Origin of the sequence: Streptomyces natalensis ATCC 27448, assembly GCF_000935125.1 — a bacterium.
Lineage (GTDB): Bacteria > Actinomycetota > Actinomycetes > Streptomycetales > Streptomycetaceae > Streptomyces > Streptomyces natalensis.
On the sequence record NZ_JRKI01000034.1, the window covers coordinates 639,818 to 666,350 of the forward strand.

General features: G+C 69.8%; 31 protein-coding genes and 1 pseudogene. 14 read left to right on the forward strand and 18 right to left on the reverse strand.

Features of this window, described 5'->3' with window-relative positions; genetic code table 11:
* Positions 1-55: 55 nt before the first annotated feature.
* The 5 genes from SNA_RS27475 to SNA_RS27495 all read right to left on the reverse strand — a co-directional run bounded on the left by SNA_RS27475 (position 56) and on the right by SNA_RS27495 (position 3,918).
* Entirely contained in the window at positions 56-925 is an 870-nt protein-coding gene (locus SNA_RS27475) for an amino acid ABC transporter permease (RefSeq protein WP_030069609.1), read from the reverse strand.
* Entirely contained in the window at positions 922-1,566 is a 645-nt protein-coding gene (locus SNA_RS27480) for an amino acid ABC transporter permease (RefSeq protein WP_030069611.1), read from the reverse strand. The genes SNA_RS27475 and SNA_RS27480 overlap by 4 nt, the downstream gene beginning before the upstream one ends.
* A 9-nt stretch (positions 1,567-1,575) precedes the next feature.
* Complete coding sequence (locus SNA_RS27485; RefSeq protein WP_044367130.1) at positions 1,576-2,505, reverse strand: glutamate ABC transporter substrate-binding protein; 930 nt, start codon at positions 2,503-2,505, stop codon at positions 1,576-1,578.
* A 14-nt stretch (positions 2,506-2,519) separates the two neighbouring features.
* Positions 2,520-3,263, reverse strand: a complete 744-nt coding sequence (locus tag SNA_RS27490; protein ID WP_030069614.1) for an amino acid ABC transporter ATP-binding protein — start codon at positions 3,261-3,263, stop codon at positions 2,520-2,522.
* Between the two features lie 214 nt (positions 3,264-3,477).
* Positions 3,478-3,918: a DUF6278 family protein gene (locus SNA_RS27495; protein WP_030069616.1), complete on the reverse strand. Its 441-nt coding sequence runs from the start codon at positions 3,916-3,918 to the stop codon at positions 3,478-3,480.
* A 168-nt stretch (positions 3,919-4,086) separates the two neighbouring features.
* Between SNA_RS27495 and SNA_RS27500 the strand changes: the two genes are divergently transcribed.
* A complete protein-coding gene (locus SNA_RS27500; protein WP_078970230.1) occupies positions 4,087-5,913 on the forward strand; it encodes an SGNH/GDSL hydrolase family protein in 1,827 nt (608 codons plus the stop codon).
* 76 nt (positions 5,914-5,989) lie between these two features.
* On the opposite strand, the gene SNA_RS27505 is transcribed toward SNA_RS27500, so the two are convergent.
* From SNA_RS27505 to pcaDC, 4 genes are all read right to left on the reverse strand, one after another.
* Positions 5,990-6,292, reverse strand: coding sequence for a hypothetical protein (locus tag SNA_RS27505; RefSeq protein WP_030069620.1), 303 nt, complete (start codon positions 6,290-6,292; stop codon positions 5,990-5,992).
* Positions 6,293-6,394: 102 nt separating this feature from the next.
* Positions 6,395-7,174, reverse strand: coding sequence for an exodeoxyribonuclease III (locus SNA_RS27510; protein ID WP_030069622.1), 780 nt, complete (start codon positions 7,172-7,174; stop codon positions 6,395-6,397).
* Positions 7,175-7,204: 30 nt separating this feature from the next.
* Complete coding sequence (locus SNA_RS27515; protein ID WP_030069624.1) at positions 7,205-7,846, reverse strand: MBL fold metallo-hydrolase; 642 nt, start codon at positions 7,844-7,846, stop codon at positions 7,205-7,207.
* 134 nt (positions 7,847-7,980) lie between these two features.
* On the reverse strand, positions 7,981-9,267 hold the full coding sequence (gene pcaDC / locus SNA_RS27520) for a bifunctional 3-oxoadipate enol-lactonase/4-carboxymuconolactone decarboxylase PcaDC (RefSeq protein WP_044367133.1): 1,287 nt from the start codon (positions 9,265-9,267) through the stop codon (positions 7,981-7,983).
* A gap of 465 nt (positions 9,268-9,732) precedes the next feature.
* Between pcaDC and SNA_RS27525 the strand changes: the two are divergent.
* Positions 9,733-10,186, forward strand: a pseudogene (locus SNA_RS27525) (transposase); the annotation flags it as partial.
* A gap of 147 nt (positions 10,187-10,333) precedes the next feature.
* Here SNA_RS27525 and SNA_RS43420 read toward each other — a convergent pair.
* Complete coding sequence (locus SNA_RS43420) at positions 10,334-10,879, reverse strand: hypothetical protein (protein ID WP_198535147.1); 546 nt, start codon at positions 10,877-10,879, stop codon at positions 10,334-10,336.
* A 200-nt stretch (positions 10,880-11,079) separates the two neighbouring features.
* Between SNA_RS43420 and SNA_RS27530 the strand changes: the two genes are divergently transcribed.
* A complete protein-coding gene (locus SNA_RS27530) occupies positions 11,080-11,892 on the forward strand; it encodes an alpha/beta fold hydrolase (protein ID WP_030069626.1) in 813 nt (270 codons plus the stop codon).
* Between the two features lie 6 nt (positions 11,893-11,898).
* Entirely contained in the window at positions 11,899-13,161 is a 1,263-nt protein-coding gene (locus SNA_RS27535) for a hypothetical protein (RefSeq protein WP_030069628.1), read from the forward strand.
* A 426-nt stretch (positions 13,162-13,587) separates the two neighbouring features.
* Here the strand turns inward: SNA_RS27535 and SNA_RS27540 are convergent, their stop codons facing one another.
* On the reverse strand, positions 13,588-14,172 hold the full coding sequence (locus tag SNA_RS27540; protein ID WP_030069630.1) for an Imm21 family immunity protein: 585 nt from the start codon (positions 14,170-14,172) through the stop codon (positions 13,588-13,590).
* 343 nt (positions 14,173-14,515) lie between these two features.
* Here SNA_RS27540 and SNA_RS27545 point away from each other — a divergent pair, with 343 nt between their 5' ends.
* The gene (locus SNA_RS27545) at positions 14,516-14,725 is read left to right on the forward strand and encodes a DUF6243 family protein (RefSeq protein ID WP_030069632.1); all 210 of its coding nucleotides are present in this window, start codon (positions 14,516-14,518) and stop codon (positions 14,723-14,725) included.
* Positions 14,726-15,155: 430 nt separating this feature from the next.
* Here the strand turns inward: SNA_RS27545 and SNA_RS27550 are convergent, their stop codons facing one another.
* Positions 15,156-16,091, reverse strand: a complete 936-nt coding sequence (locus SNA_RS27550; protein WP_044367134.1) for a GlxA family transcriptional regulator — start codon at positions 16,089-16,091, stop codon at positions 15,156-15,158.
* Positions 16,092-16,163: 72 nt separating this feature from the next.
* On the opposite strand from SNA_RS27550, the gene SNA_RS27555 reads away from it, so the two are divergent.
* The gene (locus tag SNA_RS27555; protein ID WP_030069636.1) at positions 16,164-16,499 is read left to right on the forward strand and encodes a cupin domain-containing protein; all 336 of its coding nucleotides are present in this window, start codon (positions 16,164-16,166) and stop codon (positions 16,497-16,499) included.
* A gap of 355 nt (positions 16,500-16,854) precedes the next feature.
* Here the strand turns inward: SNA_RS27555 and SNA_RS27560 are convergent, their stop codons facing one another.
* Both SNA_RS27560 and SNA_RS27565 read right to left on the reverse strand, forming a co-directional pair.
* Positions 16,855-17,076 carry a helix-turn-helix domain-containing protein gene (locus SNA_RS27560; RefSeq protein ID WP_030069638.1) on the reverse strand — a complete coding sequence of 74 codons (222 nt, stop codon included), beginning with the start codon at positions 17,074-17,076 and terminating at the stop codon, positions 16,855-16,857.
* Positions 17,076-17,567 carry a DUF2975 domain-containing protein gene (locus SNA_RS27565; protein WP_030069644.1) on the reverse strand — a complete coding sequence of 164 codons (492 nt, stop codon included), beginning with the start codon at positions 17,565-17,567 and terminating at the stop codon, positions 17,076-17,078. Before SNA_RS27565 ends, SNA_RS27560 begins: the two co-directional genes overlap by 1 nt.
* Positions 17,568-17,776: 209 nt before the next feature.
* Here SNA_RS27565 and SNA_RS27570 point away from each other — a divergent pair, with 209 nt between their 5' ends.
* The 4 genes from SNA_RS27570 to SNA_RS27580 all read left to right on the forward strand — a co-directional run bounded on the left by SNA_RS27570 (position 17,777) and on the right by SNA_RS27580 (position 20,615).
* Positions 17,777-18,292 carry a GNAT family N-acetyltransferase gene (locus tag SNA_RS27570; protein ID WP_037792599.1) on the forward strand — a complete coding sequence of 172 codons (516 nt, stop codon included), beginning with the start codon at positions 17,777-17,779 and terminating at the stop codon, positions 18,290-18,292.
* A gap of 519 nt (positions 18,293-18,811) precedes the next feature.
* A complete protein-coding gene (locus SNA_RS27575; protein ID WP_044367316.1) occupies positions 18,812-19,450 on the forward strand; it encodes a TetR/AcrR family transcriptional regulator in 639 nt (212 codons plus the stop codon).
* Positions 19,447-19,731 (forward strand): hypothetical protein, encoded by a 285-nt coding sequence (locus tag SNA_RS45070; RefSeq protein ID WP_051877472.1) that lies wholly within the window; start codon positions 19,447-19,449, stop codon positions 19,729-19,731. The genes SNA_RS27575 and SNA_RS45070 overlap by 4 nt, the downstream gene beginning before the upstream one ends.
* The gene (locus SNA_RS27580) at positions 19,731-20,615 is read left to right on the forward strand and encodes a DNA glycosylase AlkZ-like family protein (RefSeq protein WP_338059826.1); all 885 of its coding nucleotides are present in this window, start codon (positions 19,731-19,733) and stop codon (positions 20,613-20,615) included. Before SNA_RS45070 ends, SNA_RS27580 begins: the two co-directional genes overlap by 1 nt.
* Before the next feature lie 9 nt (positions 20,616-20,624).
* Here the strand turns inward: SNA_RS27580 and SNA_RS27585 are convergent, their stop codons facing one another.
* Positions 20,625-21,044: a VOC family protein gene (locus tag SNA_RS27585; protein WP_030069928.1), complete on the reverse strand. Its 420-nt coding sequence runs from the start codon at positions 21,042-21,044 to the stop codon at positions 20,625-20,627.
* Positions 21,045-21,234: 190 nt separating this feature from the next.
* Here SNA_RS27585 and SNA_RS27590 point away from each other — a divergent pair, with 190 nt between their 5' ends.
* Positions 21,235-21,408, forward strand: coding sequence for a hypothetical protein (locus SNA_RS27590; RefSeq protein ID WP_157880116.1), 174 nt, complete (start codon positions 21,235-21,237; stop codon positions 21,406-21,408).
* Between the two features lie 76 nt (positions 21,409-21,484).
* Here SNA_RS27590 and SNA_RS27595 read toward each other — a convergent pair whose 3' ends face one another.
* The gene (locus tag SNA_RS27595; protein ID WP_044367136.1) at positions 21,485-23,104 is read right to left on the reverse strand and encodes a GumC domain-containing protein; all 1,620 of its coding nucleotides are present in this window, start codon (positions 23,102-23,104) and stop codon (positions 21,485-21,487) included.
* Entirely contained in the window at positions 23,101-23,937 is an 837-nt protein-coding gene (locus SNA_RS27600; protein WP_044367318.1) for an ABC transporter ATP-binding protein, read from the reverse strand. Before SNA_RS27600 ends, SNA_RS27595 begins: the two co-directional genes overlap by 4 nt.
* A gap of 74 nt (positions 23,938-24,011) precedes the next feature.
* Here SNA_RS27600 and SNA_RS42820 point away from each other — a divergent pair, with 74 nt between their 5' ends.
* On the forward strand, positions 24,012-24,296 hold the full coding sequence (locus SNA_RS42820) for a hypothetical protein (RefSeq protein WP_157880117.1): 285 nt from the start codon (positions 24,012-24,014) through the stop codon (positions 24,294-24,296).
* Between the two features lie 505 nt (positions 24,297-24,801).
* Here SNA_RS42820 and SNA_RS45345 read toward each other — a convergent pair.
* A complete protein-coding gene (locus SNA_RS45345; RefSeq protein ID WP_104532077.1) occupies positions 24,802-25,062 on the reverse strand; it encodes a transposase in 261 nt (86 codons plus the stop codon).
* Positions 25,063-25,100: 38 nt separating this feature from the next.
* Between SNA_RS45345 and rpmF the strand changes: the two genes are divergently transcribed.
* The gene (gene rpmF / locus SNA_RS27610) at positions 25,101-25,271 is read left to right on the forward strand and encodes a 50S ribosomal protein L32 (RefSeq protein ID WP_030069935.1); all 171 of its coding nucleotides are present in this window, start codon (positions 25,101-25,103) and stop codon (positions 25,269-25,271) included.
* 6 nt (positions 25,272-25,277) lie between these two features.
* The gene (locus SNA_RS27615; protein ID WP_030069937.1) at positions 25,278-26,456 is read left to right on the forward strand and encodes a GTP-binding protein; all 1,179 of its coding nucleotides are present in this window, start codon (positions 25,278-25,280) and stop codon (positions 26,454-26,456) included.
* The last annotated feature ends 77 nt before the right edge of the window (positions 26,457-26,533 follow it).

The window sequence follows — 26,533 nt, forward strand, 5'->3', positions numbered from 1 at the left end:
ACGGCCCCGGGACGCTCGACCGCCCCGGCCCCCGCCGCCTGCGCCGCAGCGTCCCTCATCCGTGCGGCGCCTGCTGCATCCCCGGCAGCAGGGTCCCCGGCTCGGGCGGGGCGACCTCGGCCGTTTCGACCTTCGGGTTGCGGCGCTGGCGCTTGGCGACCCAGTTGGCCAGCCAGGACAGCAGCATGCACAGCCCGATGTAGATCGGCGAGATGATCATGACGACGGGGATGAACGGCAGGTCGTAGTCGAGGTTGGAGGCGATGAGCTTGCCGGCGTGGAGGAACTCCTCGTAGGTGATCAGGAAGCCGAGCGAGGTGTCCTTCAGGGCGACGACCAGCTGGCTGATGACCGCGGGGAGCATCGCCCGAACCGCCTGCGGTACCAGAACATGCGTCATGACCTGCGTTTTCAGCATGCCGAGCGCATAGGCGGCCTCCCCCTGTCCGCGCTCGACGGAGTTGATGCCGCTGCGGAAGACCTCGGCGAGCACCGAACCGTTGTAGAGGGTCAGACCGGCGACGAGGGCGGGCAGCGGGGCGACCTTCAGCGCCACATAGATGAAGAAGATCATGACGAGGACGGGCATCGCCCGGAAGAACTCCACCACCAGCGTGCTCACCCAGCGGACCGGCCGGTGCACCGAGAGCCTGCCGACCGCCAGCACCCCGCCGAGCGCCAGCGACAGCACCGCGGCGAAGCCGAAGGCCCGCAGGGTGTTGCCCAGGCCCCTGAGCAGCAGTTCCTGAATGCCCTTGTAGGTGAAGGGCGCCCATTTGGCGGCGGTGAACTGGCCGGTGGCGAACAGGAGGGAGACGACCCAGGCGATCACGGCGCAGATCGCCACGGCACCGATCAGGCCGTAGAGGCGGTGGCGGGCCCGGGTGCGGGGGCCGGGGATGTCGTAGAGGGCGGTGGTGGTCATCGGGCGACTCCGAAGCGCTTCTCCAGCAGGGTGAAGAGCGCGCTGATGGTCAGGGTGACGATCAGATAGCCGACGGCGATCCAGACGAAGGTCCACACGATGCTGTAGCCCAGCTCGTTGAGGGGTTTGTAGACGCCGAGGAGTTCGGTGACGCTGAAGGCGCCGGCGATCGCGGAATTCTTGGCGAGCGCGATGAGGGTGGAGCCGATGGTCGGGATGACCGAGCGGAATGCCTGGGGCAGGACGATCTCACCGAGGGTCTGGGGGAAGGTCATGCCCAGGCTGCGGGCGGCCTCGCCCTGCCCGACGGGCACGGTGTTGATGCCCGAGCGCAGCGCCTCGCAGATGAAGGCGGAGGTGTAGCAGCCCAGCGCGAGGACGGCGAACAGCTGGAAGGGCAGGACGACTCCGAAGCGCGGCAGGCCCAGGACGACGGCGAAGAACAGCAGGGTCAGCGGGGTGTTGCGCAGCACCGTCACCCAGGCCGTGCCGAAGCCCCGCAGCGAGCCGACGGGCGCGACGCGGAAGGCGGCCATCAGGAAGCCGAGCGCGAGGGCGAGCAGCGAGGCGTAGACGGTGAGTTCGACGGTGCCCAGCAAGCCCTCTCCGTAGAGGGAGAGGTTGTCGAGGAGAACGTTCATGGGCTGGTCCTAGCTCGCCGGGTAGCGGTCGATCGGGGGCGGCTGGGGCGCGGGCACTCCGGACAGGCCGAGGGTGACGTCGTACGCCTTCTTCCAGCTGCCGTTCTTCTCGTCGGCGGCGAGCGCGTCGTCGAGCGCGAGGCGCAGGGCGTTGTCGGCGCGCGGTACGCCGATTCCGTACGGCTCCCGGGAGAACGGTTTGCCGACGACCTTCAGCTCGTCGGGCACCTTGGCGGCGTAGCCGAGCAGGATCGCATCGTCCGTCGTCACCGCGTCCACCTGATAGGTCAGCAGATTGTCGACACAGGCCGAATAGGTGTCGTAGGTGACCAGTTGGGTCCTGGGGTACTGGGCCTGGATGCGCTGGGCGGGGGTGGAGCCGGCTGCCGAGGAGACGCGTTTGCCGGCCAGGTCCCCGGGCCCGTGGATGTCCTTCTCATGGCTGCGGACCAGCAGCGACTGGCCGGCCAGGTAGTAGGGCCCGGCGAAGCCCACCAGCTTTTTGCGTTTGCCGTTGATGGTGTAGGTGCCGACGTAGTAATCGATCTGGCCGTTTTGCAGGGCGGTCTCGCGGTTGGCGGAGGAGATCGTGGTGAAGTGGAGGGTGGCGGGAGGAAAGCCGAGGGCGGCGGACATCATCTTGGCGATCTCGATGTCGAAGCCGGTGTAGCGCCCGGAGGCCGGGTCCTTCTCGCCGAGGTAGGGCTGGTCCTCCTTGACGCCGACGATGAGATGCCCGCGGCGTCTGGCGCGTTCCCAGGTGGGCGAGGCGGGCAGGGTGAAGTTCCTGGCGACGGGATACGTGGGCAGTTCGCTGCTCTTGGGGCCCTTGACCGGCGGGCTGCCCTCCCGGCCGCAGCCGGCGGCGGCCAGGGCGAGCGCGGTGAGAAGGAGTGCCACCAGGGCGCGGCGCAGGTGCGGGAGGGGAGAGTACGACATCGCGGCACCCCCGTTCAGTGCTTGAGGATCTTGGAGAGGAAGTCCCTGGCGCGTTCGCTGCGCGGCGCGGTGAAGAAGTCCTCGGGGGTGCGGTCCTCGACGATGCGGCCGTCCGCCATGAACACCACACGGTTGGCGGCGGAGCGGGCGAAGCCCATCTCATGGGTGACCACGACCATCGTCATGCCTTCGCGGGCGAGCTGGCGCATCACCTCCAACACCTCGTTGATCATCTCCGGGTCGAGGGCGGAGGTCGGCTCGTCGAAGAGCAGCGCCTTGGGCTCCATGGCGAGGGCGCGGGCGATGGCGACCCGCTGCTGCTGGCCGCCGGAGAGCTGGGCGGGGTATTTGTCGGCCTGGGAGGCGAGTCCGACGCGGTCGAGGAGTTCGCGGGCCCGCTGCGCCGCCTCCTCTTTGCGCTGCTTACGGACCTTCATCGGCGCCAGCATGAGGTTGGCCAGGACGGTCTTGTGGGCGAAGAGGTTGAAGGACTGGAACACCATGCCGACGTCGGCCCGCAGCTGGGCCAGCGCCCGGCCTTCCGCAGGCAGCGGTCTGCCGTCCAGGTGGATGGAGCCCGACTCGATGGTCTCCAGGCGGTTGATGGCCCGGCACAGGGTGGACTTCCCGGACCCTGAGGGGCCGATGACCACCACCACCTCGCCTCGGCCGACGGTGAGGTCGATGTCCTGGAGGACGTGCAGCGTGCCGTAGTGCTTGTTGACCCCGCGCAGTTCGATCAGCGCCTCAGCGGCCATATGCAGACCTGCCCACTTTCATCCGTACCGGGTGCGTCCGTATCGGGTGCGTCCGTATCGGGTGCGTCCGTATCGGGTGCGTCCGTACAGCGCAGCGCCCGCAAACTACCGGGAGGAAAGGGGCGATTCTCCCGGGACACGCACGGAGGGAAGGATGGGCGCGGCCAAACCACGGCGACGGAGGAACCACGTGGCCCGCCGTCCGCCGGGCGGCTCAGCTCTCCGCGGCCTCGGCGTAGACCTGGGACAGCTCGGGCGCGCCGACATCGGCCCACTCGTGCCCGGAGGTCACCACATCGATCTCCCGCCCGGACGACAGCCGCACCACCGGCTGCCCGTCCGGCCACACATGCCAGACGGCCCCGGACACCGTACGGACCACGACCGTGCCCAGATACAGCCCCGCGTCATTGCCGAGCCAGGGCGCCACCTCCGGATCGTCCCGCCACACCGGCCGCAGCTGGTCCAGTTGCTCCAACGAGCCGACGGTGTCGTCCAGTTCCACCCCTTCGGCGGCGGCCTGCGTCCGCAGCAGCTCGCATTCGGACAGCAGCTCGATGACGCTGTCGGGGTCGGCGCTCACCGACTCCGCGAGCGGTACCGACCGGTCCGGATACGTGCGCTTACGCCACTTGTCCAGGAAAGACAGGTTCATGGTGCGAGGGTCCCACCCGCACCCGCGCCCCGGCCACAGGCGCGCGCGCAACAATGCCCGAACGCTGCCTTGACGACCGCCGCACGGCTCCCTACCTTCATGGCGCCCCCCGCCCGCGCCGCCAGGCGACGCTGCGCGTTGCCCGCGGCCCACCGCAGGGAGGCACGTATGCACAGACGCCCCATGGGCACCACCCTGGCTCTACTGCTCACCGCGACGGCGCTGTCCGCCACCGCGCTGCCCGCCACCGCCCTCGCCGCGACGGCTCCGGCGCCGGCCCGTCCGCTTCCCCTGGCCAGGCTCTTCGACAACCGGGCCGTCAGTGACGATGCCCGGCCGGGCGCCGCCGACTTCGACGGTGCGGGCCGTTCGCTGTCCGCGCAGGACCTGACGGCGGCCGGGTGGGCGCCCGGGACCCGGCTCACCCTCGACGGGGCGGGGCTCGTCTGGCCCCGTACGGCGCCCGGAGCCCCGGACAATGTGGTGGCCAACGGGCAGGCGGTGGCGCTGCACGGACGGGGCGGTGCGCTGACGTTCCTGGTCGCCGCGACGGGGCCCGGGGGCGCGGGGGCGACCGGCACCGGGACGGTCCGCTACCGCGACGGTTCCCGGTCCCGTTACGCCCTGGCCGCGCCCGACTGGCGTACGGGTCCGCTGAGCACCACGGCAGTGGCGCTGCCGCATGTCAACGCCCCGGACGGGCAGAGCGCGCGGACACCGGCGCGGCTGTACGCGGTGTCGGTGCCCGTGCGGGCCGGGCGGGAGGTGGCGTCGGTGGTACTGCCGCGGGATCCGGGACCGGCGGCCGATCTCCATGTCTTCGCGGCCGCGTTACGGGACAACGGCCCTGGCAGGACGGGGAGTTGGGCGGCAAGTACGGCGGGCTACCGCGCCGTCGGCCCATGGACGGACCGTACGCTGCGGCTGGTCGTCCACACCGGTGCGGGCGGGCCGCGGGTGCGGATACGGCTGGCGAACACCTTCGCCGCGGCGCCGGTGGACATCGCGGCGGCGAGCGTGGCGGTGCAGGACGCGGGCGCCGCGGCCAGGGGCGCGCCCGTACCGCTGACCTTCGACGGCGGCCACCGCGGCACCCGGATACCGGCGGGCGCGCAGACGGTGGGCGAGGCGGTCGGCTTCCGCGTCCCGGCCGCCACGAATCTGCTGGTCAGCCTGCACCTTCCGGGGACGGTGACGGCGGCGCCGGTGCACCAGGAGGCGGCCCAGGTGTCGTATCTCAGCGCGCCGGGCAGCGGCGACCGGACCGGTGACACGGGGGGCGCGGCCTACCCGGAGACCCTCACCTTCTGGCCGTACCTGACCGGTGTGGACGTCGACGGGGGTCCGGGCTCGGTGGTGGCGCTGGGCGACTCGATCACCGACGGGGTGAAGTCGACGAGCGGCGCCAACCGCCGCTGGCCCGATGTCCTCGCCCGCCGCTTCCAGGCACAGAGCGCCCTGCCCCGCTACGGCGTCCTCGATCACGGCATCTCCGCGAACCGCATCGTCACCGACCGCTACCAGGGCGACGGGGTGAGCACCGACATGGGTGGGGTGAGCGCACAACACCGGCTGGAGCGGGATGTCCTGGCGCAGACCGGGGCCCGTACGGTGATCGTCTTCGAGGGGATCAACGATGTGCGCGCGGGCACCCCGGCGGACGCGGTCGTCGCGGGGCTGCGGGCGTTGGCCCGGCGGGCGCATGAGCGGGGGCTGCGGGTCGTGGCGGCCACCCTGACCCCCTGCGGCGGCTCCCCGGGCTGCCCCACCGCCGTCGAGGCCCAACGGCGGTCCGTCAACGCCTTCCTGCGCGAGGACGGCGGCACCTTCGACGCGCTGCTGGACTTCGATGCCGTACTGCGCGATCCGCACCAGCCCCAGCGGATGCTGCCCGCCTACGACAGCGGCGACCATCTCCACCCGGGCGACGCGGGGTTGCGGGCTCTGGGCGACTCGGTGGATCTGCGGGCGCTGGTGCCGGGGCGGGGGCGGTGAGGGGCCGTAGGCGGTGACGAGGCGGGGCCGTGACGAGGCGAGGGCGGTGACGAGGTGGTGGCGGCGACCCGGCGGGTCAGCCGTCGGGGTGGGCCTCCAGCCGGGTCAGGTCGATGTCGTCGAGCAGCGCCTCATGGGTGCGGCCGGTGGCCTGGGCGTCCCGTTCGATCTCGACGGCCGCCCAGCCCGCCAGGCTCATCACCAGCAGCCGCAGACCGTCCGTCCCGTACCTCTCCAGGACCTCGTCGGCGCAGGCCAGTGCCTCCTCCGGGATGCGCTCCTCCGGGTAGAGGCCGACGACCTTGCGCAGCAGGCTGATGGAGATCTGGGAGATGTCCGGAGCGATGACACGCAGCCGGCGATCTTCGTCTTCGTCCACGGGGACACCGTACTCCGCTCGCCACACACCGGGGGCGGGGAACAACACACGGTGAACAACGCGCGGGGATCAACACACGAGGAACCGCGCGGGAGTTGCCGCTCAGACCTCCAGGTCGACCACCACCGGCGCATGGTCCGAGGCGCCCTTGCCCTTGCGCTCCTCGCGGTCCACATAGGCGTCCGAGACGGCCTTGGCGAACGGTTCGTTGCCGTAGACCAGGTCGATGCGCATGCCCTTGTTCTTGGGGAAGGCGAGCTGGCGGTAGTCCCAGTAGGTGTACGGGTGGTCGTACTTGAGCGGGCGGGGGATGATGTCGCTCAGACCGGCCTCGCGCAGGGCGGCGAGGGCGGCGCGCTCGGCTGGGGTGACATGGGTGGCGCCGACGAAGACCTCGGGGTCCCAGACGTCGTCGTCGGTCGGGGCGACGTTGTAGTCGCCGAGGACGGCGAACGGGCGGGGGCCCGCCGCGTCCTCGGCGACCGCGGTCTTCAGGGCCTCGAACCAGTCGAGTTTGTAGGCGTAGTGGGCATGGTCGACCTCGCGGCCGTTGGGGACGTAGACCGACCAGACGCGCGCCGGGCCGCAGGTCGCCGCGATGGCGCGGGGCTCCTGGACGCCGTCGTACCCGGGGCCGCCGGGCAGGCCCGTGACGACGTCCGCCAGGCCGACCTTGGACAGCAGCGCGACGCCGTTCCACCGGCCGTTGCAGTTGACGGCCGCCTCGTAGCCGAGCTGGCGCAGCTCGTCGTGGGGGAACTGTTCGGCGGAGCATTTGGTCTCCTGGATGCACAGCACGTCCGTGCCGGTGCTCTCCAGCCAGGCCATCAGCCGCGGGAGGCGGGCGGTGATCGAGTTGACGTTCCAGGTCGCGATGCGCATGTACGTAAACCTACAGCGAGGGTGTGACAGTCAGCCCAGTGTGGTGCCGGCGCCGGGGGCGAGGCGGCCGTGGTCGGTGCCGCCGAGCTTGTCGATCATGCCGTCGTAGACCGGGCGGGCGTGGTCCTGGAGCAGGCTGTCGTGGATGTCGATGGCCCGCCGGGGGGTGACCGCGCGCAGGTAGTCGATCACCTCGGCGACCTTGTTCCAGGGGGCGTGGACGGGCAGCAGCAGGGTGTCGACGGTGCGGTCCTCGGGGACGGTGAGCGCATCGCCGGGGTGGAAGACCGTGCCGCCGTCGATCAGATAGCCGACGTTGGTGATCCGGGGGATGTCGGGGTGGATGACGGCGTGCAGCTGGCCGTGCACCTCGATGTCGAACCCGGCGGCGGTGAACGCGTCGCCCTCCCCCACGGTGTGCACCCGTCCGGGGAACGCGGCCGAGATCTGGTCGGCGACGGCGGCCAGCGTCCAGATCTCGGCGCCCGGACTGGCCTCCATGCCCGCCCGTAGCCGACCTTCGTCGAAGTGGTCCATGTGCTCATGGGTCACCAGGATCGCGTCGGCGCCGACCGCCGCGTCCGGTTCGCTGAACACCCCCGGATCGATGACGAGCGTGCGCCCGTCCTTTTCGAGCCGGACGCAGGCATGGGTCTTCTTCGTGAGTTCCATGGGGCCATCTTGCCGGGCGGGCCGGTCGTCGGCCCGTAGATCCCGACGCCCCGCAAAAGCCGACGCCCCGAAGGCCGCCGGCCCGGAAAACCGACGTCCCATACGCCCCGTAAAGGTTGCCCGCCCCAGCGGGCTCACACCTCCGGGGTGGTCTCTTCCTTTATGACGCGCTGGGCCACCGCGAAGGCGGAGTTCGCCGCCGGGACGCCGCAGTAGATCGCGGTGTGCATCAGCACCTCCTTGATCTCGGCGGGGGTCAGCCCGTTGCGGAGCGCGGCGCGGGTATGCAGCGCCAGCTCGTCGTGATGGCTGCGGGCCACCAGAGCGGTGAGGGTGATGATGCTGCGGGTGCGGCGGTCCAGGCCGGGCCGGGACCAGGTCTCGCCCCAGGCGTAGCGGGTGAGGAAGTCCTGGAAATCGCCGGTGAAGTCGTCGGCGGCGGCCTCGGCGCGGTCGACATGGGCGTCGCCCAGGACCTCGCGGCGGATCTTGATGCCCGCCTCGTACGTACCGTCGTGGGCCGTGTCGTGCTTGGTGAGGCCGGACTCTATGGCGGCGGGCGGTGCGGTCGGGGGCGGCGGGGGCGCGATCTGGGCCTTGGGGGCGGCGGCACCGAGGGCGGGCTGCTGGCCGGCGGGGCCGGGCTTGTCGTGCCAGGCGGTGGTGAAGTGCCGGATGAGGAGTTCGGTGACGGCCGAGGGCTGCTCGACGGGGGCCAGATGGGAGGTGCCGGGCACCAGCGCAAGGCTGGCGTCGGGTATGCCGGCGACCAGGCTGCGGGCGTCGGTGGTCGGGGTGACCTGGTCCTCGGAGCCGACGACGACGAGGGTGGGCACGCCGACCCGGCCGAGGGAGGAGCGCACGTCGTACGAGGCCAGCGCCTCGCAGGCGGCGATGTAGCAGCCGGGGTCGGTGGTGCGCACCATCTGGACGGCCCATTCGACGATGGCCGGCTGGGCGCCCGCGAAGCCGGTGGTGAACCAGTGCTCGGGGGCGGTGCGGGCGATCGGGTCCAGGCCGTTGGTACGGATCACCACACCGCGCTGACGCCAGGCATCGGCGGTGCCGTAGCGCGGCGAGGAGGACACCAGGGCGAGGGAGGTGACCCGGTGCGGGCGGGTGAGCGCCAGCTGGAGGCCGATGGCGCCGCCGATGTTGCAGCCGGCGTAGCCGAACCGCTCGACGCCCAGGAGGTCGAGGGTGTTGACCAGGCGGTCGGCGAGTTCGGCGACCGAGGACGCGGCGTGGGCGGGCGAACCGCCGTGGCCGGGCAGGTCGAAACGGATGACCCGCCAGTGGCGGATCAGTTCGGGGATCTGCCGGTCCCACATATGCCATGTGGTACCGAGCGAGGCACCCAGTACGAGTACGGGGGCGTCGTCGGGACCGTCGATCCGGTGCTGCAGGGTCTTCTCGCTCACCCGACCACGCTACCGAACTTCCTGACGCGGTCCTGACACCCGGGTCAGGAAGAGCCGGCACGGGGACGGCAAGGGCGTGGCCGCCGGCCGCACCCGAAGCGGGATACGCGCAGGTCAGAGCTTCACGGTCGAGACGGCGCAGACGACCGGACGACCCGACTCGTCGTAGCTCGCCATGATCCGCCGGTACGGAGGCGGTGCCTTGCTCGTGATCAGGACTCGGGCGTCTTCTGACCCATCAAAGCGGTAATGCAACGTGTGCGTCGGTATCTCACTCACGCCCCGTGCGCTCTCGCGTCTCACACGCTCTCGCATCTCACCAACCTCGCCTGGCTCGGCGGCAACATCACCGCCTGGGCCACCAACTCCGCAACCAGCGCCCCCTATCAGCCCGTTCAGGCCCGGCTGCACCCCGAACAGCTCTGGCCCGGCACCGGCGAAACCTCCCTGCTGATCGGCGCACCCCACAGGGTGCGCTACTTCCACGGCTGCTACTCGATCGGCGTCGACCGGCTGTGGGGAGTTAACCGCCGTAGAAAGGGCTCCGTGAACACGCCGGCCGCGTTGAAGTCGATCCGGGCCGCCCGGCCCGACGCGCACCGACCTACGTGATCATGGACAAGGTGTCCGCCCACAAGGGCAGCGACATCCGCCGCTGGGCGGAGAAGAACAAGGTCGAGCTGTGCTTCACACCGGCCTACGCCTCGTGGGCGAACCCGATCGAGGCGCACTTCGGGCCGCTGAGGCAGTTCACCATCGCCAACTCGCACCATCCCCACCACACGGTGCAGACCCGGGCCCTGCACGCCTACCTGCGCTGACGCAACGCCAACGCCCGCCACCGCGACGTCCTGGCCGCGGAACATAGGGAACGCGCCCGCATCCGAAGCGAGAGGGCATCCGCTGGTGCAGACGCCCCTCAGAGCCGCAGCCTGAACAACCCTGCGAAGTCAGGGACGCAGGCCGACGCGAGCGGCATCATCGACCGCCGGAATTCACTCGTGGTGCCCCGCCGCTCAGCTTGTCCCTCCCACTCGTTCAGCGCGGACGGCACCGGCAACGGGTACTACAAGATCGTCAAGGTCGTCGCGCCGGTCGCGCTGGCGAGACCATCCCCAAGGCACTGCAGGGCACTCGGCTGGGGCAAGGTGATGACCTGGAGCAGGTTATGGCCGTGGAAGCGGCCGTCGGTGATGGTGCCGGTGACCTGCGTGACCACCTGGCCGACCGCCGCCGTGCTGCTGCCGGTGATGTCGGCAGTGCTGGAGTCGCCGGTGTTCCAGGTGTAGGTCCGGCGGGCCTGGAACCCTTCGAGGAGGTTGTTGCAGCCCGTGACGAGCGTGAACTCCTCTTGGTAGCCACCGCTCTTCACCGCCCCGTCCCCTCCGGCGCAGGAGGAGAAATGCCCGTCGACCGTGACGTGGATGGGTCGTGCCTGGAGGGTGACCCCCGGTTGGTAGTGGACGGACTCGGTGCCCTGGCACTGCAACAGACCGGACGCCTGGGGGTGGGCGGACGCCGGCGCCGGGGCGGCCGCGCCGAACATCACGGCGGCTACCAGGGCGACCGCGCGCAGGCGCTTGCCACCAACTGTCACTGCGGATCTCTTCACACTGAGGATCATGTGACAGGCCATTCCCTGGTCGTACGGCTCGCAGACAGGCGTGCTGGAGTGAGAGGGGATGCACGGTCATGGGGAACGGCGCGCGACGCGCTGGTCACGCCCTGTCTGAGCGGGCCGTCCGGCGCGTAGCCTCGTGCCGTCCCTTTCGTCCTCCCGCAGGGCCCTGCGCCGGAGCGAGCTGGAGAGTGATGGACACGCTGGAGAGCGGCACGCTGGCCGTGCCGGGCGCGCGACTGTACTTCGAAGTGCGCGGCACGGGGCCGCTGTTGCTGCTCATCCCGGGCGGCGCCTCAGACACCGAGGTCTTCCGAGCTCTGGCCGACGAGCTCGCTGCCTGCCACCGGGTCGTCACCTACGACCCGCGTGGCATCTCCCGCAGCCTCCTCGACCGGCCGCCGCCCGAATCGTGGCTCGCCTCCCAGGTCGATGACGCCAGCCGGCTCATCGACCACCTCGCCGGGGCCGGCGAGCCGGTGCGGGTGTTCGGCAGTTCCTCGGGCGCCGTGATCGCCCTGGAGCTCATGATCAGCGATCCGCACAGGATCCAGCTGGCCGTCGCCCATGAGCCGCCCGCCATGGGGCTGTTGCCGGACGCGGCACGGTTCGCCTCGCTCTTTGACGAGGTGCACGCGACGTTCTGCCAGGAAGGCGTCCCGGCGGCCCTGGACAGGCTGCGGGCCATCTTCGGCGGCAGGCCCGCCCCACGGCTGCCCGAAGCAACCGACAACCACGCGTTCTTCCTCGCCCACGTGCTCCTGCCCTCCACCCGCTGCGTGCCCGACGTCACCGCACTGATGGCCGTGGCCGACCGTGTCGTCCTGGCCGGCGGCCAACGATCGCGCACCCACGCCGTGCACCGGCCGGTGGCCGTCCTCGCACAGCGGCTCGGCAGGGAACTGGTGGAGTTTCCCGGCGGGCACGTCGGCTACACCCAAAACCCCGCACCCTTCGCCGCACAACTGGCCGACATCCTGGCCGGCGCACCGGCGTCACTCGGCTGACGCGTCATGCGCATCCTGATGGGCGCTCAGAACTGCGGTTTTGGCCCGGCCTCCGTACTCGTCGCCGTCTCCCGGCTGCTCCCCGGACACCAGCGGGTGTTCGTGGGGGACGGTGTCGCAGCAGAGTTCGCCCGCCGCAACGCCGCCGCCTTCGAGAACATCCACGAGCTCACCGAGCCGCACGGGCACGGAGCCGCGCTCCTCGACCGGCTGCTGGCCGAAAGCGACCAGGTCGTCTCCGTCATGGACGCCGACCTGGTACTGCGTTCCGTCGTGGCGCGACGTCCGGTGGTCCTGGTGGACTGCCTGTTCGGCTTCTGGCGGCACGGGCACTCCCTGGCGCGGATCCGTGACCTGTGCGCGACCGTCCCCCGTACCTCCTTCACGGCGGCACGACGCCACCTGGCCTGCCTGTCACCGCATGAACGCATCCTCGCCGCCCATCTGCTGGCCGATCACAGCGTGGTCCAGAATTTCCCCGGTGTCTCGCGGCGCATGGCCGAGTTCACCGATACCGGCGCGGATGGCGCGATGCATCTGACCGGTCCGCTCGTCGACCTGGAAGGTCTCAGGGAGGCGGGACAAGGCGAACCGGCAACCGGCGGACCGGACTACGACCTGGTGATCAACACCGGCGGCTTCAAGAACTTCCTCCTGGACTTCGAGGCCAACAACGACTACCTCCGACTCATCGACCGCTGGATCCCGGATCTTCTGGCCGACTGGCCACAGTTCACCCGTGTCCTGGTCTGCGGCGGCCCGTACGCCGGACACCGCGGCGGCACCCACCAGACATCCGGACGACGGGTCGACCGCCGGTTCCTGCCCCAGCGCGAGCTGCTACGACACGCGGCGACAACACCGCACTCCCTCCTCGCCCCCGGCCTGTCGGCGCTCAACGAGACAACGCTCCTGGGCCAGTTGCCCTTGGCGCTCCACGAGCAGCACTACGCGCACACCTTCACCGTACGGAACCTCGCAGGCACCCTCTTCGGGCAGCTGGCCGGCCGCTTCGCTGACGTCCTGCCCGGTCACGCGCTGCCCGAGGACGACTACGCCGGCACCCAGGCCCTCGTGGCCGTCGCCGGCCGCATCTTCCAGGACGACGACCTCTACGCGCGGTTCCGCGGCACCTTCAACGAACGCATCGAACGGTACCTTTTCCTCACGCCCAAGCAGCGGCGCGAGGGAGTGACGGAACTGCGCCGCGCCCTCGACGGTCCTCCCGCGCCCTCGGTGGTCGCCTCGATCCTCATGGCGACCCGGTGACCGGATGACGTCGCCACCGGTGTCGGCGGCTGGAAGCGGGACTTGCGCTGACGCAACGACAACAGTCATCAACCTGACGTGCCTGGCGCACAACGACACGAAAGCGCCCCATCCACCATGAGAAAGACCCCGCCGGGCGGCAGACCTCTACATGCCGCAGCACGCCCGCGGCGAACCTTCCCGGTCACCGCACTGGCTGGCGAGAGTGGCACCTAGGGACTGCCGCACTGGCCCGAACAGTCCGCCGCCGATCCGGCGCCGGGCCATCGGGGGACGGGGGCGGGGTGGCGGCGACAGCTGAGGCCAGGAAGAGGACGGGCAGCTCTGTGGACATGACTCCAGACCGCGCCCGGATAGGGGATGTTGGCCGTCCCAGTGGGCTTCTAGCGTGGGAGACATGTCCGAGAACGAAGCCCTCAAAACCTCTCAAGATTCGACAGGCAGGAGCTGGACCAGGCCGACCCAGGTCTCCTCGTCCGCCTTGGTGTGGGTGGCACGGACCTTCCAGCGGCCGGCGGGCAGCGGGACCGATGCCCGGGCGGGCATCCCGCCGCCGGGATACTCGATGTCCAGTTCGGCGCCTGCTTCGGCAGAGTCCATGAGCGTGGCTGGACCGTCCGACGCCCATGTGCCGCACTCCTCCCACTGAGTGGCCGCATCTGCGAGGACAGCCCTGGCCGCAGCCTTCAGCTCGGCTTCGGAGTCGGCTGCAAGCCACCGCAGGAAGGCTCGGTGCTCGGGTAGAAAACAGCTGGTAGCGGGCTCGTCCGCCAGCACCAGTGCCTGCGCACCGTTGTTTCCAACGGCGATCACGCCGGCCAGATCATCCACCGCGCAGGCCCGGTCGTAGTCGTCCGGAGTGGTGGCGTCTCCCGCCAGGACCCCGGTCTTCGCCCCCCACCATGCAGCCAACGAGGAGACCGGGACGACGATCAAAGGCCCGCCCATCGACTCCACCCAAACAGGAGAGATGTGGGGTGCATCGGCCGCAGCAGACGAAGAGATGCTCATGCCGTCAGTGTGCTCGCGACCACTGACAACGCCCGCGGCGGCCAGTAACGTCCATCTGGACCTGCCCGGGCGGGCGGCGACCACCGGCGGGTGCCGGCGCTGCCGAGATTCCCGGAAGGAAACGGCTGCCCCCGGGCGCTCGCCGAAGGCCCGGCCGACGCCGGGGCGGCGAAAAGCTTGGTGCGCGGGGCCGACGGAACCGGGTAATGTCCTTGTCATGTTCTTCCAGACTCCGATTTACGAGTGAGAGCGTGATGGGCCCCTGCTGACGTCCTTCGATGTCGCCGCGCCCATCCCCCACCGATGAATCCGTAGATCACTTCACATCATTCCGGGAGAACCCGTGAGCAAGAACATCAACAACCCCGTGGGCATGGGCGGCGGCCAGCGCAAGAGGCTGTCCCGCGCCGAACGGCAGAACAACGGTCCGCACCGCAACCTCGACCGCCAGGGTGCCGCCGACCAGAAGGCGGAGCTGGTGCGCAAGATGCGCGAGAAGGCAGGCGCAGCTGAGGGCGCCGGGCAGACGGGCGACGACACCGCACAGAGCTGACGCACCGCCGCCACAGGGCGGCACCGCACGGGGCAGGGCCCGGACCACGACGCGCGGTCCGGGCCCTGCTGCCGTATCGGGTGGCTTTGTTCACGAGCACCGGTTCTGGTGAACAAAGCCACCGTCGTGACCCGTCACGCACGAACCCCCGCCGGAGCAAGTCGTCGGGGGCTCCTCACCTCTCACAGCTGCCCCTATTACGAAGCTCGGGAGTCGGCTCCGACCACATGGAAGACTTCTCGGGAGGCGTTTTCGCCAAGCCGAGAGGGGCCCCGCCGAGCACGCGGAGCGCAGCGCCTTCGTACGGCCTGGTCGGCCTGTGGGACACGCATGGCGAGGGTGCGTGCGGCCGTCGGTGCTGCGGATCCTGCTAGCGCCAAGTGCTCGTTCCGGTGCGAACGTTCAGCCGGCTCAGGGCCTGTCCGGCGGATCACGGGACCCGGAACGCTCGTCGGTAGGCGCCTGGTGTCGTGCCTGTCTGGGCGTGGAAGCGGCGGCGCATGTTGACCGCAGAGGTGAGGCCGACGCGGGCCGCGATCGCCTCGACCGGCAAGTTCGTCTCCTCCAACAGGGTGCGTGCCGCAGCCACCCGTCGGGAGAGCAACCATGCTCCCGGACTTGTGCCGAGTTGGTCGGCGAAGCGTCGGGCCAAGGTGCGGGGAGAGACGCCGAGGTAGGCGGCCAGGCCGTTTACCGACAGCGGTGTCCCGAGGCGCTCGTCGGCCCACTTGAGCAGGCCGTTGAGCGCATCCCCGGGCGGTGGAGGCGGCGCGTACTGTGCCTGGCTGCCCTCGCGATGCGGCGGCAGCACCATGTGCCGCGCGAGTAGGGCGGCGTATGCGGCCCCGTGGTCGTGCCGGACCAGATGCAGGCACAGGTCGAACCCCGCGCCCGCGCCGGCGCTGGTGGCGACGTCACCGTGATCCACGTAGAGCCTGTCCGGCTCTACGCGCACTTGGGGGAACTCACGCCGCAGCTGCTCGGCGCGCGCCCAGTGCGTGGTGGCCGAGCGGCCGTCCAACAGTCCGGTGCGGGCCAGCGCGAACACCCCGGAGCAGATCGTGACCAGCCGCTCCCCGCGCACGTGCGCCCGCAGCAGTGCCCGGCGCACGAGATCGGAGAGCGGCTCCTCCACCGGCAGCCAGCCCGGGATGATCACGGTGTCCGCGGCCCCGAGCGCCGACAGGCCCTGCGACACGGACATCGCGTACCCGCCTGTGGTCGGCACTGGGCCGGGCATCTCTGTGCAGGTGCCGAATTCGTAGTGCTGCGGCACCCCTTGCCGCTTCGTGCCGAAGACCTCGACGGCGCAGCCGAGCTCGAACGTCGACTGCACCGGCCGCACCAGGGCTACCACGCGATGCATGGCACGAAAGTACCCCACGATGTCATCGCAGGCTCTGTCCCGCTGCGGCCCACGCACGGCACTGTTGCAGGCATGCACCCCGAGATCCTCGCCCAAGAGGGCTACGCCTCTGTCTCTGTCGACGAATCCCCGGTCCGTGAGCTGTTCCCCGGAATCCGACTGCGTCCCCTGTGGCGGGGACCGGCCGGCGCGCACGCCAACGTGCTGGAGATGGATGCGGGCACCTCCTGGCCGCGCCGCGACGTCCACGAGCCCGGCCCGGAGGAGGTCTACGTGGTCGGCGGCACCTTCAATGACGGAGCACGCGACTACCCGGCCGGCACGTTCCTGCACGCCCCGGCCGGGTCGTGGCATGTGCCCTCGACGACCACCGGCTGCACGCTGTTCCTCTTCTACCCAGAGGGCTAGTAGGGCTCCGTTAGCTCTTCCTGTTGCGCTTGATCAGGAGCATGTTGGGAGTGTGGACGCTCGAAGTGAACCGGTTTCGGGCGAAGTTGACGTTGTTCGTGGCGGATGTGTTCGCCTCAGGGCCGCGTAAGGACCAGCGGGCCAAGGGCGACTGCTGTCTGCGGGGACTGATGCTGGATGGTCGCGTTCGCAGGTCGTCGCGATAATCGACCAGGACGGTGCGGTGCAGGTCAACCGGAAACTACCCAACGGGTCCGGACGGTGCTGCGGGTGATTGGCGATCCACGTCCATGCGGTCCACGTGCGTGTCACGGCCCGGGGGTGCCAGGCGTTTTCACGCCCGCCCTGGGGCACGTCATTCGCCCGCGGCGTCCTCGGCCTCCCAGCGCAGCAAGTCGCCCGGCTGGCACCTGAGCACCTCGCAGAGCGCGGCGAGCGTCGCGAAGCGCACCGCCTTGGCGCGGCCGTTCTTGAGTACCGCCAGGTTGGCGGGCGTGATGCCTACGCGGTCGGCGAGGTCACCCACGGACATCTTCCGCCTGGCCAGCATCACGTCGATGTCGACGACGATCGGCATCAGATCACCTCGTCCAACTCGGCCTGCATCTGCGCCGCTTCGACGTCGCGCGCGACGGCCTGGGCGAGCAGCATCCGCAGCACGAGCACGATGAGCGCGACCCCCAGGATGGCCAGGCCGACCCCGCCCATGATGACGGTGACGCCCGGGTCGGCCCGCTGGCCCGGCGCATTGATGGCCGTGACCGCGAACCACAGGAGGGCAGCCGCCACGATCGCGCCGATCACAGCGTCCACGTACCGGAAGGCGGCATGGGAGAACACGGTTCCGCGTCGCACCATCGTCACGAGCCGCCATACGCTGACCAGCGCGACCTGGACCGACACCATGCCCAAGATCGTGATCACGCGCAGCGGGGTCAGCGGGAGCGACCCGTCCTCCGGGTCGCTCCCGGTGACCAACACCCACACCATCCCTGCCTGTACGCACACGGTGCCGGCCAGCACCACCACGAGCACGACGCGAAGCGCACCCACTGCCAGCCTGCCCATGACCCACCCTCCCATCGAGTTGCGATGAGAATCTATCGAATCTCGATAGATGAAGCAAAGGTTTGGGACGGAGAGTGGGCGGCGGTTTCGCACCGCGGCCGGACGCCCGCCTCCCCCTCTCATGGCATGGCTTCGCGCGAAGCGTCTTGATCTTTGTCCACCACCGGGGAGTTCGCCGCGTCCGCCCACAGGGGTGGCACGATGTTTGGATGGACTTACCGGTGGGAGCTGCGGCAGTCACACTGCAGATGGCCGAGGAGGATCTTCGCCCCGTCGTGGAACGGCTGGCTCAGGCCGAGCGACACGATCTGTCGGAGTTTCGCGGGTACATCCCTGGCCCCGACGGGCTGTTCGCGTTCGACCAGCTACCACATTTCTTCTCCGATCCGGGCCGCCGCGCCTACCTGATCCACCACGGAACGGACCTAGCCGGCTTCGCTCTGACGTACACGCTTGCCGACGGCGCAGCATCCATCTACTCGTTCTTCGTCGTCCGCGCCCTACGCCGACAAGGAGTCGGCAGCCAGGCTGCCCAACAACTTCTTCGCCTGCGGCCCGGCCCCTGGGCCATCTGCTTCCAGGAAGCCAACAAGGGCGCCGCCCGGTTCTGGCGTCAAGTCGCCGCTGCCACCGGCGGGGCGGCGTGGCGCGAGGAGCAACGGCCGGTCCCACCGCCCTTCCCACAGGACATGCCCCCGGATACGTGGCTGCTCCTCCACCGCTGAAGGCCCGCACCGGACCGCACGGCGCGAAAGGCATGGTCTTCTCCCTGGTGGATGAGGTGGGGGCAGGTCAGGCGGGCTACGGGGTGGCGCTGAGGCAGATGAGCCGGCCGGAGGGTCCGGCATCACGGCCCAGTGGGTGCCGCCCGGGCTGGTGAGCGGGCTTGGTGGCGTCCCGGCTCCAGCAGGTCGCCACCGGGCAGGAAGAGCACCTGGCGGGGTGAAAGAAACCCTGTGTTCTCAGGTCTGTGGGGAATGTTCGCGACGCCCTGTCCCTAAATTAGTACATACGTGCCGGACTCCTGTCGAGAGGTTCCGGCAAATCGGGCAAACGCGCCTCGGGGGGCAATCGCTGGCCAATCGCTGCACCTGCGGGAACGACGGAGGGTGACGGTGAAAATGCAGAGATGCAGGGAGGTCTTCGGTGAGATGGCGCCCGCAGGGGCACTTTCGAGGAAGGATTGATACCTTCGTACATAACTGACTTCGCTGAAGTATGTGAGACACCCGGGAGAGATGGTCATGGCTGGGCAGGGCGGCGCGAAGCGGCGGTACGACCCCAAGCGGCGGATAGCGGAGATCACCACCGCCACCGAGAAGGTCATCGCCGAGCGCGGCATCGAGGGGCTGACCCACCGGGCGGTGGCCGAGCAGGCCGGCGTCCCGCTCGGTGCGACGACCTACCACTTCGCGACCAAGGACGACCTCATCCAGGCCGCCCTCCAGCGGGCCGTCGACCGCTACGCCGCCTACCTCGCCGACTGGGTCGCCCAGCGCCCCGAGCTCACCCCGGAGCAGCTCACCGTGCTGCTCACCGACGCCCTCATGGGCTGCTTCGGCCCCCAACGCGACCAGCAGGTCATGGAGTTCGAGCTCTATCTGGCCGCTTTGCGTCGGCCCGCACTGCGCCCGATCGCCGACCGGTTCATCGAGCTGAGCATCGACGCGCTCCTGCCGTACGTCGACCCGCTCACCGCCCGCACCGCAGCCGTGGCCACCAACGGCCTGACCTTGCGCGGCCTGGCCGGCACCACACCTCCCACCCGGGCGGAGGTCGAAGACATCCTGCGCCGCATCCTCACCCCCAACCCCAACCTGCCCACCCCCACCGCCGCCGCCGCCGACCAGGACATCCCACAGGTCCCCGAGGTCCCGGCATGAACTCCGTTCCCCGCATCACCGACGCACAGCGCCGCGCCCGCCTGGCGCGCCGCCACCTGCCCGGCCCCGGCCGGCGGGCGGCAACCACCCGGGAGGTGGTCGAGTCGGTGCTGGCCCTGCACGCCACCGACGCCGCCACGGTCTACCTCTCGGCTGCCGCCCGCCTGGACGACTCCAGCCACGAGTCCGTCGAACGCGAGCTGTACGAGCGTCAGGCGCTGCTGCGGATGACGGCGATGCCTGCACCCTCTTCGTCGTTCCCATTGCCCTGGCGCCCGTGATGCTGGCCGCCGTCGGCCGACCGAATGCCGCAGCCCGCACCAAGGGGCTGCTGCGGCAGCTGGAACAGAACGGCTACGGCGACGCCGCCTGGTTGGAGAGCGTCACCCGCAGCACCCTGGCGGCCGTACGGGAGCGAGGCGAGGCCACTACACCCGAACTCGCCGCCGCCGTCGCGGGCCTGGACCGGCAGTTGGTCATCGCTCCCGGCAAGCGGTACGAGTCGCGCCGCAGCATCGCCACTGACCTGCTCTTCGCTCTGGCTGCCGACGGTCACCTCACCCGCGGTAGCCGCTGCGGCGGCTGGACCAGCAACCAGCATGCCTGGACCGTCGCCCCTGAACTGCCGGAGATTCCGGCCCCGTTGGCCCGCGCCGAGTTGGTCCGCCTCTGGCTGGGTACCTTCGGGCCAGGCACCGTCGCCGACCTGAAGTGGTGGACCGGCTGGACGGTGACCGACACCCGCAAGGCCGTAGCCGCCGCGGGCGCGGTCGAGGTCCACCTGGACGAGGCCACCGGCTACGCGCTGGCGGAGGACATGGACGCGGCAGTCGCCGAGCCGGAGCCGTCGGCCGTGCTGCTGCCCGCGCTCGACCCCACCCCCATGGGCTGGCGGGAGCGCGGCTTCTATCTCGACCCCGACCACGTCCCCGCGCTCTTCGACCGGATGGGCAACATCGGCCCGACCGTGTGGTGGAACGGCCGCATCGTCGGCGGCTGGGCACAACGCAAGGACGGAACCCTGGCCTGGCGACTGCTCGACGATCCCGGACGAGAGGCCCGTACGGCCATCAAGGCCGAGGCGGAACGGATGACGGCCTTCCTCGCGGAGCGCCGCTTCACCCCCGCCTACCGCACTCCTCTGGAACGCGAACTCGCCTCCTGAGTACATGACTTACTCGCCCTGCCCGCCTTGGGGGAGGTAGCAGTTGGTCTCCCAGATGACGCCGTACATGTCACGGACGGCACCGTAGGCAGCGCCCCAGAACCGGTTCTCCAGCTCCTCCAGGACCTGCCCATCCTCGGCGAGCTTGTCGAAGGCCGTCCGCTGCTCGGCGGGGTCCTCGTAGACCAGACCGACGTGGATGCTGTTGCCGATGACGTGCTCACCACCGCCCAGCGGCGTGCCGTACAGCTCGGCGACGCCCAGCGCGCTGCCGTCGGAGAACTGGAGCTTGGCGTAGACCACCGTCCGGTCCGCGCCCGGCGTCGTGTCCATGCCCGGCATCTCGGACAGCAGCATGGTGCGCTCGGTGAGCTCCTCGACGCCGAAGACGTCGGTGTAGAAGGCGATCGCCTCCAGGCTGTCACGCACGTACAGCAGGGGAACGAAGCGCTGGAAGATCTCAGAAGCCCGGTTCTAGGAGGCATCACGCCGTGTGCGCTTCGTCTGCTCCGGTCGTCACCGTTGCGGAACTTGCTCAGCCGAGCGGACTGGCGGAGCGGCGGCATCACACCGTCCCGAAAGCTCCTCACTGTCAGAACCCCGCGCCAGCATGGGGTGCATGACGGAGCAGAGCGCCCACTTCCTCTTGGGCCCACGGCAGATCCCCGCCCGGGCTCACACGGTCGGGCCCGGCTGGAACGCACTGCTCGACCAGCTCCACCACGACCTGCTCACCCTTGCCCCGGGCCACCAGATCGACAGCCTCACGTCATGGGATTCCTTGTCTTCTTGAGCCGAAGTCCCCCGGCAGGAAGGCACGGGGGACTTCGACACGTCGCTGATCCCAGGAAAGCGGTGGTCCCTTCGCTTCAGCCTTTGCTGACCGCCGCAAGGATCTCCGGCAGGCGCCCGGCCACCCGGGGAGCCGCCAGGCGCAGGCCCAGGGCCGCGATGCCGAGACCGTAAACGGCGCCGGCCGGAAGCACGATCCACAACAGGCCGTGCAAGCCCGCCACGTGGAGCCCGATGGTCAGTCCGAGCAGCGGCGAGATCAGCGCGGCGGCGGCCAGCACTCCGGCGAAGAAGCTGCCCCAGACGAGCGAGCCCTGGCCGGCGGCAGTGTTCTTGTTGCCCTCCGAAGGGATCGAGTACGGGAACAGCGCCGAGGCCGTCGCTCCGCTGGCCACCGTTGCGCCCAGCAGGGCCAGTGAGAGGCCGTAGACCTCCGGGAAGGCCGACCACGGGCCGAGGAAGGCCGCGGCGGCGATGGCGACCAGCGTGAGGTACGGGACGCCCACCAGTGCCAGGGTCAGCGCACGCGCCCTCAGCTCCTCGTAGGCATCGCGTGCGGTGGAGATCGTCGAGGCCACCATCCAGAACGCCGAGGTGTCCTGTCCGAACTGGTTGGACATCTGCGCACCGAGCATCCCGGCCGCCCACAAGGCGGTGTAGACGCTGCGGTTCCCCTGTAGGGACAAGATGAACGGCATCAGCAGGCCGAAGCCGAGCGTTGTCGACCAGGACATCTTGGACTTCGGATCGCGCCAGGCGTAGCGCAGCATACGCAGCATGACCGTGCCTGTCCGCCCGTCCGGCAGTAGCCGTGCGAGCCCCCGCTGCCCGCCGCCGGAGCGGCGCGTGCTGTCCTTCTCCAGGGCCTGGAGGGTGGAGGAGTCCGGGGCGGTCATCAGGGTGGTCAGGGTGCGCTGCCACCACCACAGGAGCAGTGCCAGCGCCAGCACGGCCAGTGCCAGGCCGGCCGCCGCGCGTCCGTAGGCGCCGTGCCCGGCGTCGTCCACCGCGCTGATCGCCGAGGCCGGCGGTACCCAGCGCAGCGCGTTGCCCAGCGGCTCCAGGACAGGCAGGCTGTCGGGGCGGCCCAGCCGTTGCACGGCGAGGTTGAAGCCCTGGGTGCCGAGGGCGATGAACAGGCCGCCGAGCACGGCGAGATCGCGGCCGCGGCGGCTGGTCAGCAACCGCACCGAGGCGGTGGCGACCGCCCGCGCCAGGGTGACGCACACCAGCACCACCAGGATAACGGCCGCGATGCCGACGACAGCTGCGACCACCCCGTTGGCGACCGAGATCACCGCGCCGGTCGCCACGGCGAGCGTGACAACCGGGCCGATCCCGACCAGCGATGTCACCATCAGCGCACGGATCAGCGGGCGCGGCCGCAGCGGCAGCATCACCAGCCGGGTCGGGTCGAGGGTCTCGTCGCCGGTGGGGAAGAACAGCGGCATCGCCGCCCAGCCCAGGGTGAGGATGCCGATGAGAAGGACGGCGAGCGCGCCGGCGTGCGGATTGCCGCGCAGCGCTATCAGGCCGAGGACGACCAGGCCCGCGACGAGCAGGCCCGCGAACGCGGAGGCGACATACCCCACCGCGCGCCCCGGCGACTGGCGCACGCCGTTGCCCAGCAGCGTCAGCTTGAGCCGCACGAAGACCGGGACCAGTGGGGTGGTGGCGGCGGTGGCTTCGGCGCTCATCGGGTGCCGCCGCCCAGCCAGTCCAGATCCTGCCCGGCACCGCGGCCGCGCGCGCCGACCAGCTCCAGGAACGCCTCCTGCAGCGAGGGCGCGTCGCCGCGTACGTCGGCCAGCGGGCCCTGGGCGCGGATCCGGCCCGCGGCCATCACCGCGACCCAGTCGCACAGCGACTCCACGAGCTCCATCACATGGCTGGAGAAGATCACCGTCGCACCGGAGGCGGTGTAGCGCTCCAGCACGCCGCGGATGGTCTGCGCGGACACCGGGTCGACGCCTTCGAAGGGCTCGTCGAGGAAGAGGATCTCGGGGTTGTGCAGCAGCGCCGCGGCCAGCCCGATTTTCTTGCGCATGCCGGTGGAGTAGTCCACGACGAGCTTGTGCTGCGAGCCGGACAGGTCGAGCACGTCGAGCAGCTGGTCGGCCCGCTTGTCCACCTCGGTGCCCGGCAGGCCGCGCAACCTGCCTATGTAGGCGAGGAGTTCGCGCCCGGACAGGCGCTCGAAGAGGCGCAGCCCCTCGGGCAGGACGCCGATCCGGGACTTCACCGACACCGGGTCCCGCCAGACGTCGTGCCCGCCGATCTCGACCAGTCCGGAGTCGGGCCGCAGCAGACCCGTCACCATGGACAGGGTGGTGGTCTTGCCGGCGCCGTTGGGGCCGACCAGGCCGATGAAATGGCCCGCGGGCAGCGTCAGATCGACGCCGTGAACGGCGGTCTGCTCACCGAAGCGCTTCCACAGGCCCTCGATCCGGACCGCGGGCGGGCCGCCCACGGCACCGCCCGCGGGTATGCCCGGCCCGTCTCGTTCTTGTGTCTTTTCCTGGTTTTTCATTTCGCCGGTCACGACTTGCCTTTCAACTCCCCGTAGGGGCCTGGTCATGACCCCCGTTCGGCATCCCACGATACGTGTCGACGCGACAGGACAACGAGCGGGTGCTCGAAGACCGGCATGGCCAAGAATTCCCCAATAATTCCCCAAGGTCACCGAACTCGAAGCGGGGAATGCCTGCGAATCCTGTGGAGCTGCGGCCGCACCGCTTGTACGGCGACGGTCAACAGGCATGGATCACCATGCAATTCGACAACTACCGCAGTATTCCCGGTTCGCCCCACGACACCGACGACGAAGCCGATGCAGCGGGCGATGACGTAGAACCTGCGCAACTTGTCGCAGGATCCAGAAGGCGATGAAAAGGGAGTAGCTCCCGCAATGCCCGTTTTGGTGACAGGGCTGACAGGGCTGAGCGGGGTGAGCGGGGTGAGCGGGGTGAGCAAAGGGCGATGTGCCGAGGTGTTGCTCACTTCGGTGATCTTTTTGGATCGTTCAAAGACTCGTGTGTTAGCTCCGCAGCACCGACCGGCCATGACCTGAGAAAAAGAGCCGGCGGTATGGAAAACGGGGGAAGAAGACCGGGGGGCCGGCTTTGCTTGCAGGCTTCACACCGGTACTCCGCCATGCCCTCTTCCCCCGGTAGCGCATCAAAGACTCTATACGTGAAGCGCAATACCCGGAGGATAGCCACTACTTCGGCGCTGGCTACCACCGTGGCCGCTTCCACGATTGCGACCGGAACCGTCGCCGCAGCGACCGCCGCCCTCACCTCGGCCCCAGAAAAGGGTGCCGGACACGCCAGCGTCGGTAGCGTGCTGGCCCAGCCGGGGAAGACGTCGACGTTTTGCCCGTGACAGCATTTGGCTACACCGACAACGGCACCCGCAGCAACACTGCAATCACCTTCACATCCGCCGCCTGGATGCCCCTCACGCAGCGCCTGCCGCCCTTGGCGTCGGCGGCGGCCTGGACATGCTGGAGGAGTTCCTCCCAGGTGCCGTCGGCGGGCCACAGCAAGTACCGCTTGTGGACGGTCGCCCAGGGACCGAAGCGTTCGGGCAGTTCACGCCACTGCACGCCGGTGCCGAGCCGGTGAAATCGATTGGTGATGGGATTCATTTTCATGTAGCGTTTGCGTCCTCATATCCACCCAGGAGGACCCCATGGCCGTTCCCAAGCGGAAGATGTCCCGCAGCAACACCCGCCACCGCCGCGCCCAGTGGAAGGCGGCCACGCCGACGCTCGTCCCGATCACCGTCGACGGCGTCCCGTACCTGGTGCCCCAGCGGCTGGTGAAGGCGTACGAGCGCGGACTGCTGCGGCCCGAGGGCTGATCGTTCATGCCTTCCGACCGACTGCTGCCCGTCACCGTCCTGTCCGGATTCCTCGGCGCGGGCAAGACCACCCTCCTCAACCACGTCCTCGGCAATCGCGAGGGACTGCGCGTCGCGGTCATCGTCAACGACATGAGTGAGGTCAACATCGACGCCGCCCTGGTGCGCGGCGGCGAAGCAGCCCTCTCGCACACCGAGGAACGCCTGGTGGAGATGACCAACGGCTGCATCTGCTGCACCCTGCGCGACGATCTGCTGGAGGAGGTCGACCGGCTGGCCCGCGAGGGCCGCTTCGACCACCTCCTCATCGAGTCGTCCGGCATCTCCGAACCCATGCCGGTGGCCGCGACCTTCGCCTTCACCCGCGACGACGGCGCCACCCTCGGCGACGTCGCCCGCCTGGACACCATGGTCACCGTCGTCGACGCCGCCAACTTCCTGCCCGAGCTGACACGCGGCGACGAACTCGTCGAGCGCGGCCTTGACCAGTACGAGGACGACGAACGCACCGTCAGCGACCTGCTGATGGACCAGATCGAGTTCGCCGACGTCATCGTCCTCAACAAGCTCGACCTCGTCACCGGTGCGGACGCGAACCTGCTCCGGGCCGCTGTGGCCCGGCTCAACCCCTCGGCGCGCATCGTGCAGGTCCGCCATGGGCAGGTGGATCCCGCCGAGATTCTGGGTACCGGTCGCTTCGACATGGAGAAGGCCCAGCAGGCCCCGGGATGGGTCGCCGAGCTCAATGGCGACCATGTGCCGGAGACCGAGGAGTACGGGATCTCCAGCCTCCTCTTCCGCGCCGACCGTCCCTTCCATCCCGAGCGCCTCTGGCACTTCGTCACCGAAGACCTGGACAGCGGGGCGTACGGCGGCATCCTGCGCTCCAAGGGCTTCTTCCGGCTCGCCAGCCGCCCGGCCGTCACCGGCCTGTGGTCCCAGGCCGGCGTGGTGGCACGCTTCGAACCGGCCGGTGTCCGCAGCGGGGAGCAGCAGGCGCAGGAACTGGTCTTCATCGGCACCGCCCTGCGCAAAGAAGCCCTGACCGAACGGCTCGCCGCCTGCCTCCTGCAGGACGACGAGTCCACCGCCGAACTGGACGACCCGTTCCCGTCCTGGGAGACGTACGGGATCGACGACGCGTGCGAGCACGAGCACGCCCACGAGGCCGTCCCCGCCGGCTGACTGACCGATACCCACAGTCGCGCCCTCGTACTTGGCATGCCGTCGTCAATGAGGGGCGGTGGAGCGAGCGCGTCACC

What these genes read in the sequence shown, in the direction of transcription:
- SNA_RS27490 (WP_030069614.1), bottom strand. Translation starts at nt 3,263, where the DNA reads ATGGCCGCTGAGGCGCTGATCGAACTGCGCGGGGTCAACAAGCACTAC.
- SNA_RS27530 (WP_030069626.1), top strand. Translation starts at nt 11,080, where the DNA reads ATGGACACGCTGGAGAGCGGCACGCTGGCCGTGCCGGGCGCGCGACTG.
- SNA_RS27540 (WP_030069630.1), bottom strand. Translation starts at nt 14,172, where the DNA reads ATGAGCATCTCTTCGTCTGCTGCGGCCGATGCACCCCACATCTCTCCT.
- SNA_RS27495 (WP_030069616.1), bottom strand. Translation starts at nt 3,918, where the DNA reads ATGAACCTGTCTTTCCTGGACAAGTGGCGTAAGCGCACGTATCCGGAC.
- rpmF (WP_030069935.1), top strand. Translation starts at nt 25,101, where the DNA reads ATGGCCGTTCCCAAGCGGAAGATGTCCCGCAGCAACACCCGCCACCGC.
- SNA_RS27595 (WP_044367136.1), bottom strand. Translation starts at nt 23,104, where the DNA reads ATGAGCGCCGAAGCCACCGCCGCCACCACCCCACTGGTCCCGGTCTTC.
- SNA_RS27515 (WP_030069624.1), bottom strand. Translation starts at nt 7,846, where the DNA reads ATGGAACTCACGAAGAAGACCCATGCCTGCGTCCGGCTCGAAAAGGAC.
- SNA_RS27500 (WP_078970230.1), top strand. Translation starts at nt 4,087, where the DNA reads ATGCACAGACGCCCCATGGGCACCACCCTGGCTCTACTGCTCACCGCG.
- SNA_RS27600 (WP_044367318.1), bottom strand. Translation starts at nt 23,937, where the DNA reads ATGAAAAACCAGGAAAAGACACAAGAACGAGACGGGCCGGGCATACCC.
- SNA_RS45070 (WP_051877472.1), top strand. Translation starts at nt 19,447, where the DNA reads ATGAACTCCGTTCCCCGCATCACCGACGCACAGCGCCGCGCCCGCCTG.
- SNA_RS27510 (WP_030069622.1), bottom strand. Translation starts at nt 7,174, where the DNA reads ATGCGCATCGCGACCTGGAACGTCAACTCGATCACCGCCCGCCTCCCG.
- SNA_RS27485 (WP_044367130.1), bottom strand. Translation starts at nt 2,505, where the DNA reads ATGTCGTACTCTCCCCTCCCGCACCTGCGCCGCGCCCTGGTGGCACTC.
- SNA_RS27550 (WP_044367134.1), bottom strand. Translation starts at nt 16,091, where the DNA reads ATGCATCGCGTGGTAGCCCTGGTGCGGCCGGTGCAGTCGACGTTCGAG.
- SNA_RS27480 (WP_030069611.1), bottom strand. Translation starts at nt 1,566, where the DNA reads ATGAACGTTCTCCTCGACAACCTCTCCCTCTACGGAGAGGGCTTGCTG.
- SNA_RS45345 (WP_104532077.1), bottom strand. Translation starts at nt 25,062, where the DNA reads ATGAAAATGAATCCCATCACCAATCGATTTCACCGGCTCGGCACCGGC.
- SNA_RS27475 (WP_030069609.1), bottom strand. Translation starts at nt 925, where the DNA reads ATGACCACCACCGCCCTCTACGACATCCCCGGCCCCCGCACCCGGGCC.
- SNA_RS27575 (WP_044367316.1), top strand. Translation starts at nt 18,812, where the DNA reads ATGGCTGGGCAGGGCGGCGCGAAGCGGCGGTACGACCCCAAGCGGCGG.
- SNA_RS27535 (WP_030069628.1), top strand. Translation starts at nt 11,899, where the DNA reads ATGCGCATCCTGATGGGCGCTCAGAACTGCGGTTTTGGCCCGGCCTCC.
- SNA_RS27570 (WP_037792599.1), top strand. Translation starts at nt 17,777, where the DNA reads ATGGACTTACCGGTGGGAGCTGCGGCAGTCACACTGCAGATGGCCGAG.
- SNA_RS27560 (WP_030069638.1), bottom strand. Translation starts at nt 17,076, where the DNA reads ATGCCGATCGTCGTCGACATCGACGTGATGCTGGCCAGGCGGAAGATG.
- SNA_RS27565 (WP_030069644.1), bottom strand. Translation starts at nt 17,567, where the DNA reads ATGGGCAGGCTGGCAGTGGGTGCGCTTCGCGTCGTGCTCGTGGTGGTG.
- SNA_RS27555 (WP_030069636.1), top strand. Translation starts at nt 16,164, where the DNA reads ATGCACCCCGAGATCCTCGCCCAAGAGGGCTACGCCTCTGTCTCTGTC.
- SNA_RS27580 (WP_338059826.1), top strand. Translation starts at nt 19,731, where the DNA reads ATGCTGGCCGCCGTCGGCCGACCGAATGCCGCAGCCCGCACCAAGGGG.
- SNA_RS27590 (WP_157880116.1), top strand. Translation starts at nt 21,235, where the DNA reads ATGACGGAGCAGAGCGCCCACTTCCTCTTGGGCCCACGGCAGATCCCC.
- SNA_RS27615 (WP_030069937.1), top strand. Translation starts at nt 25,278, where the DNA reads ATGCCTTCCGACCGACTGCTGCCCGTCACCGTCCTGTCCGGATTCCTC.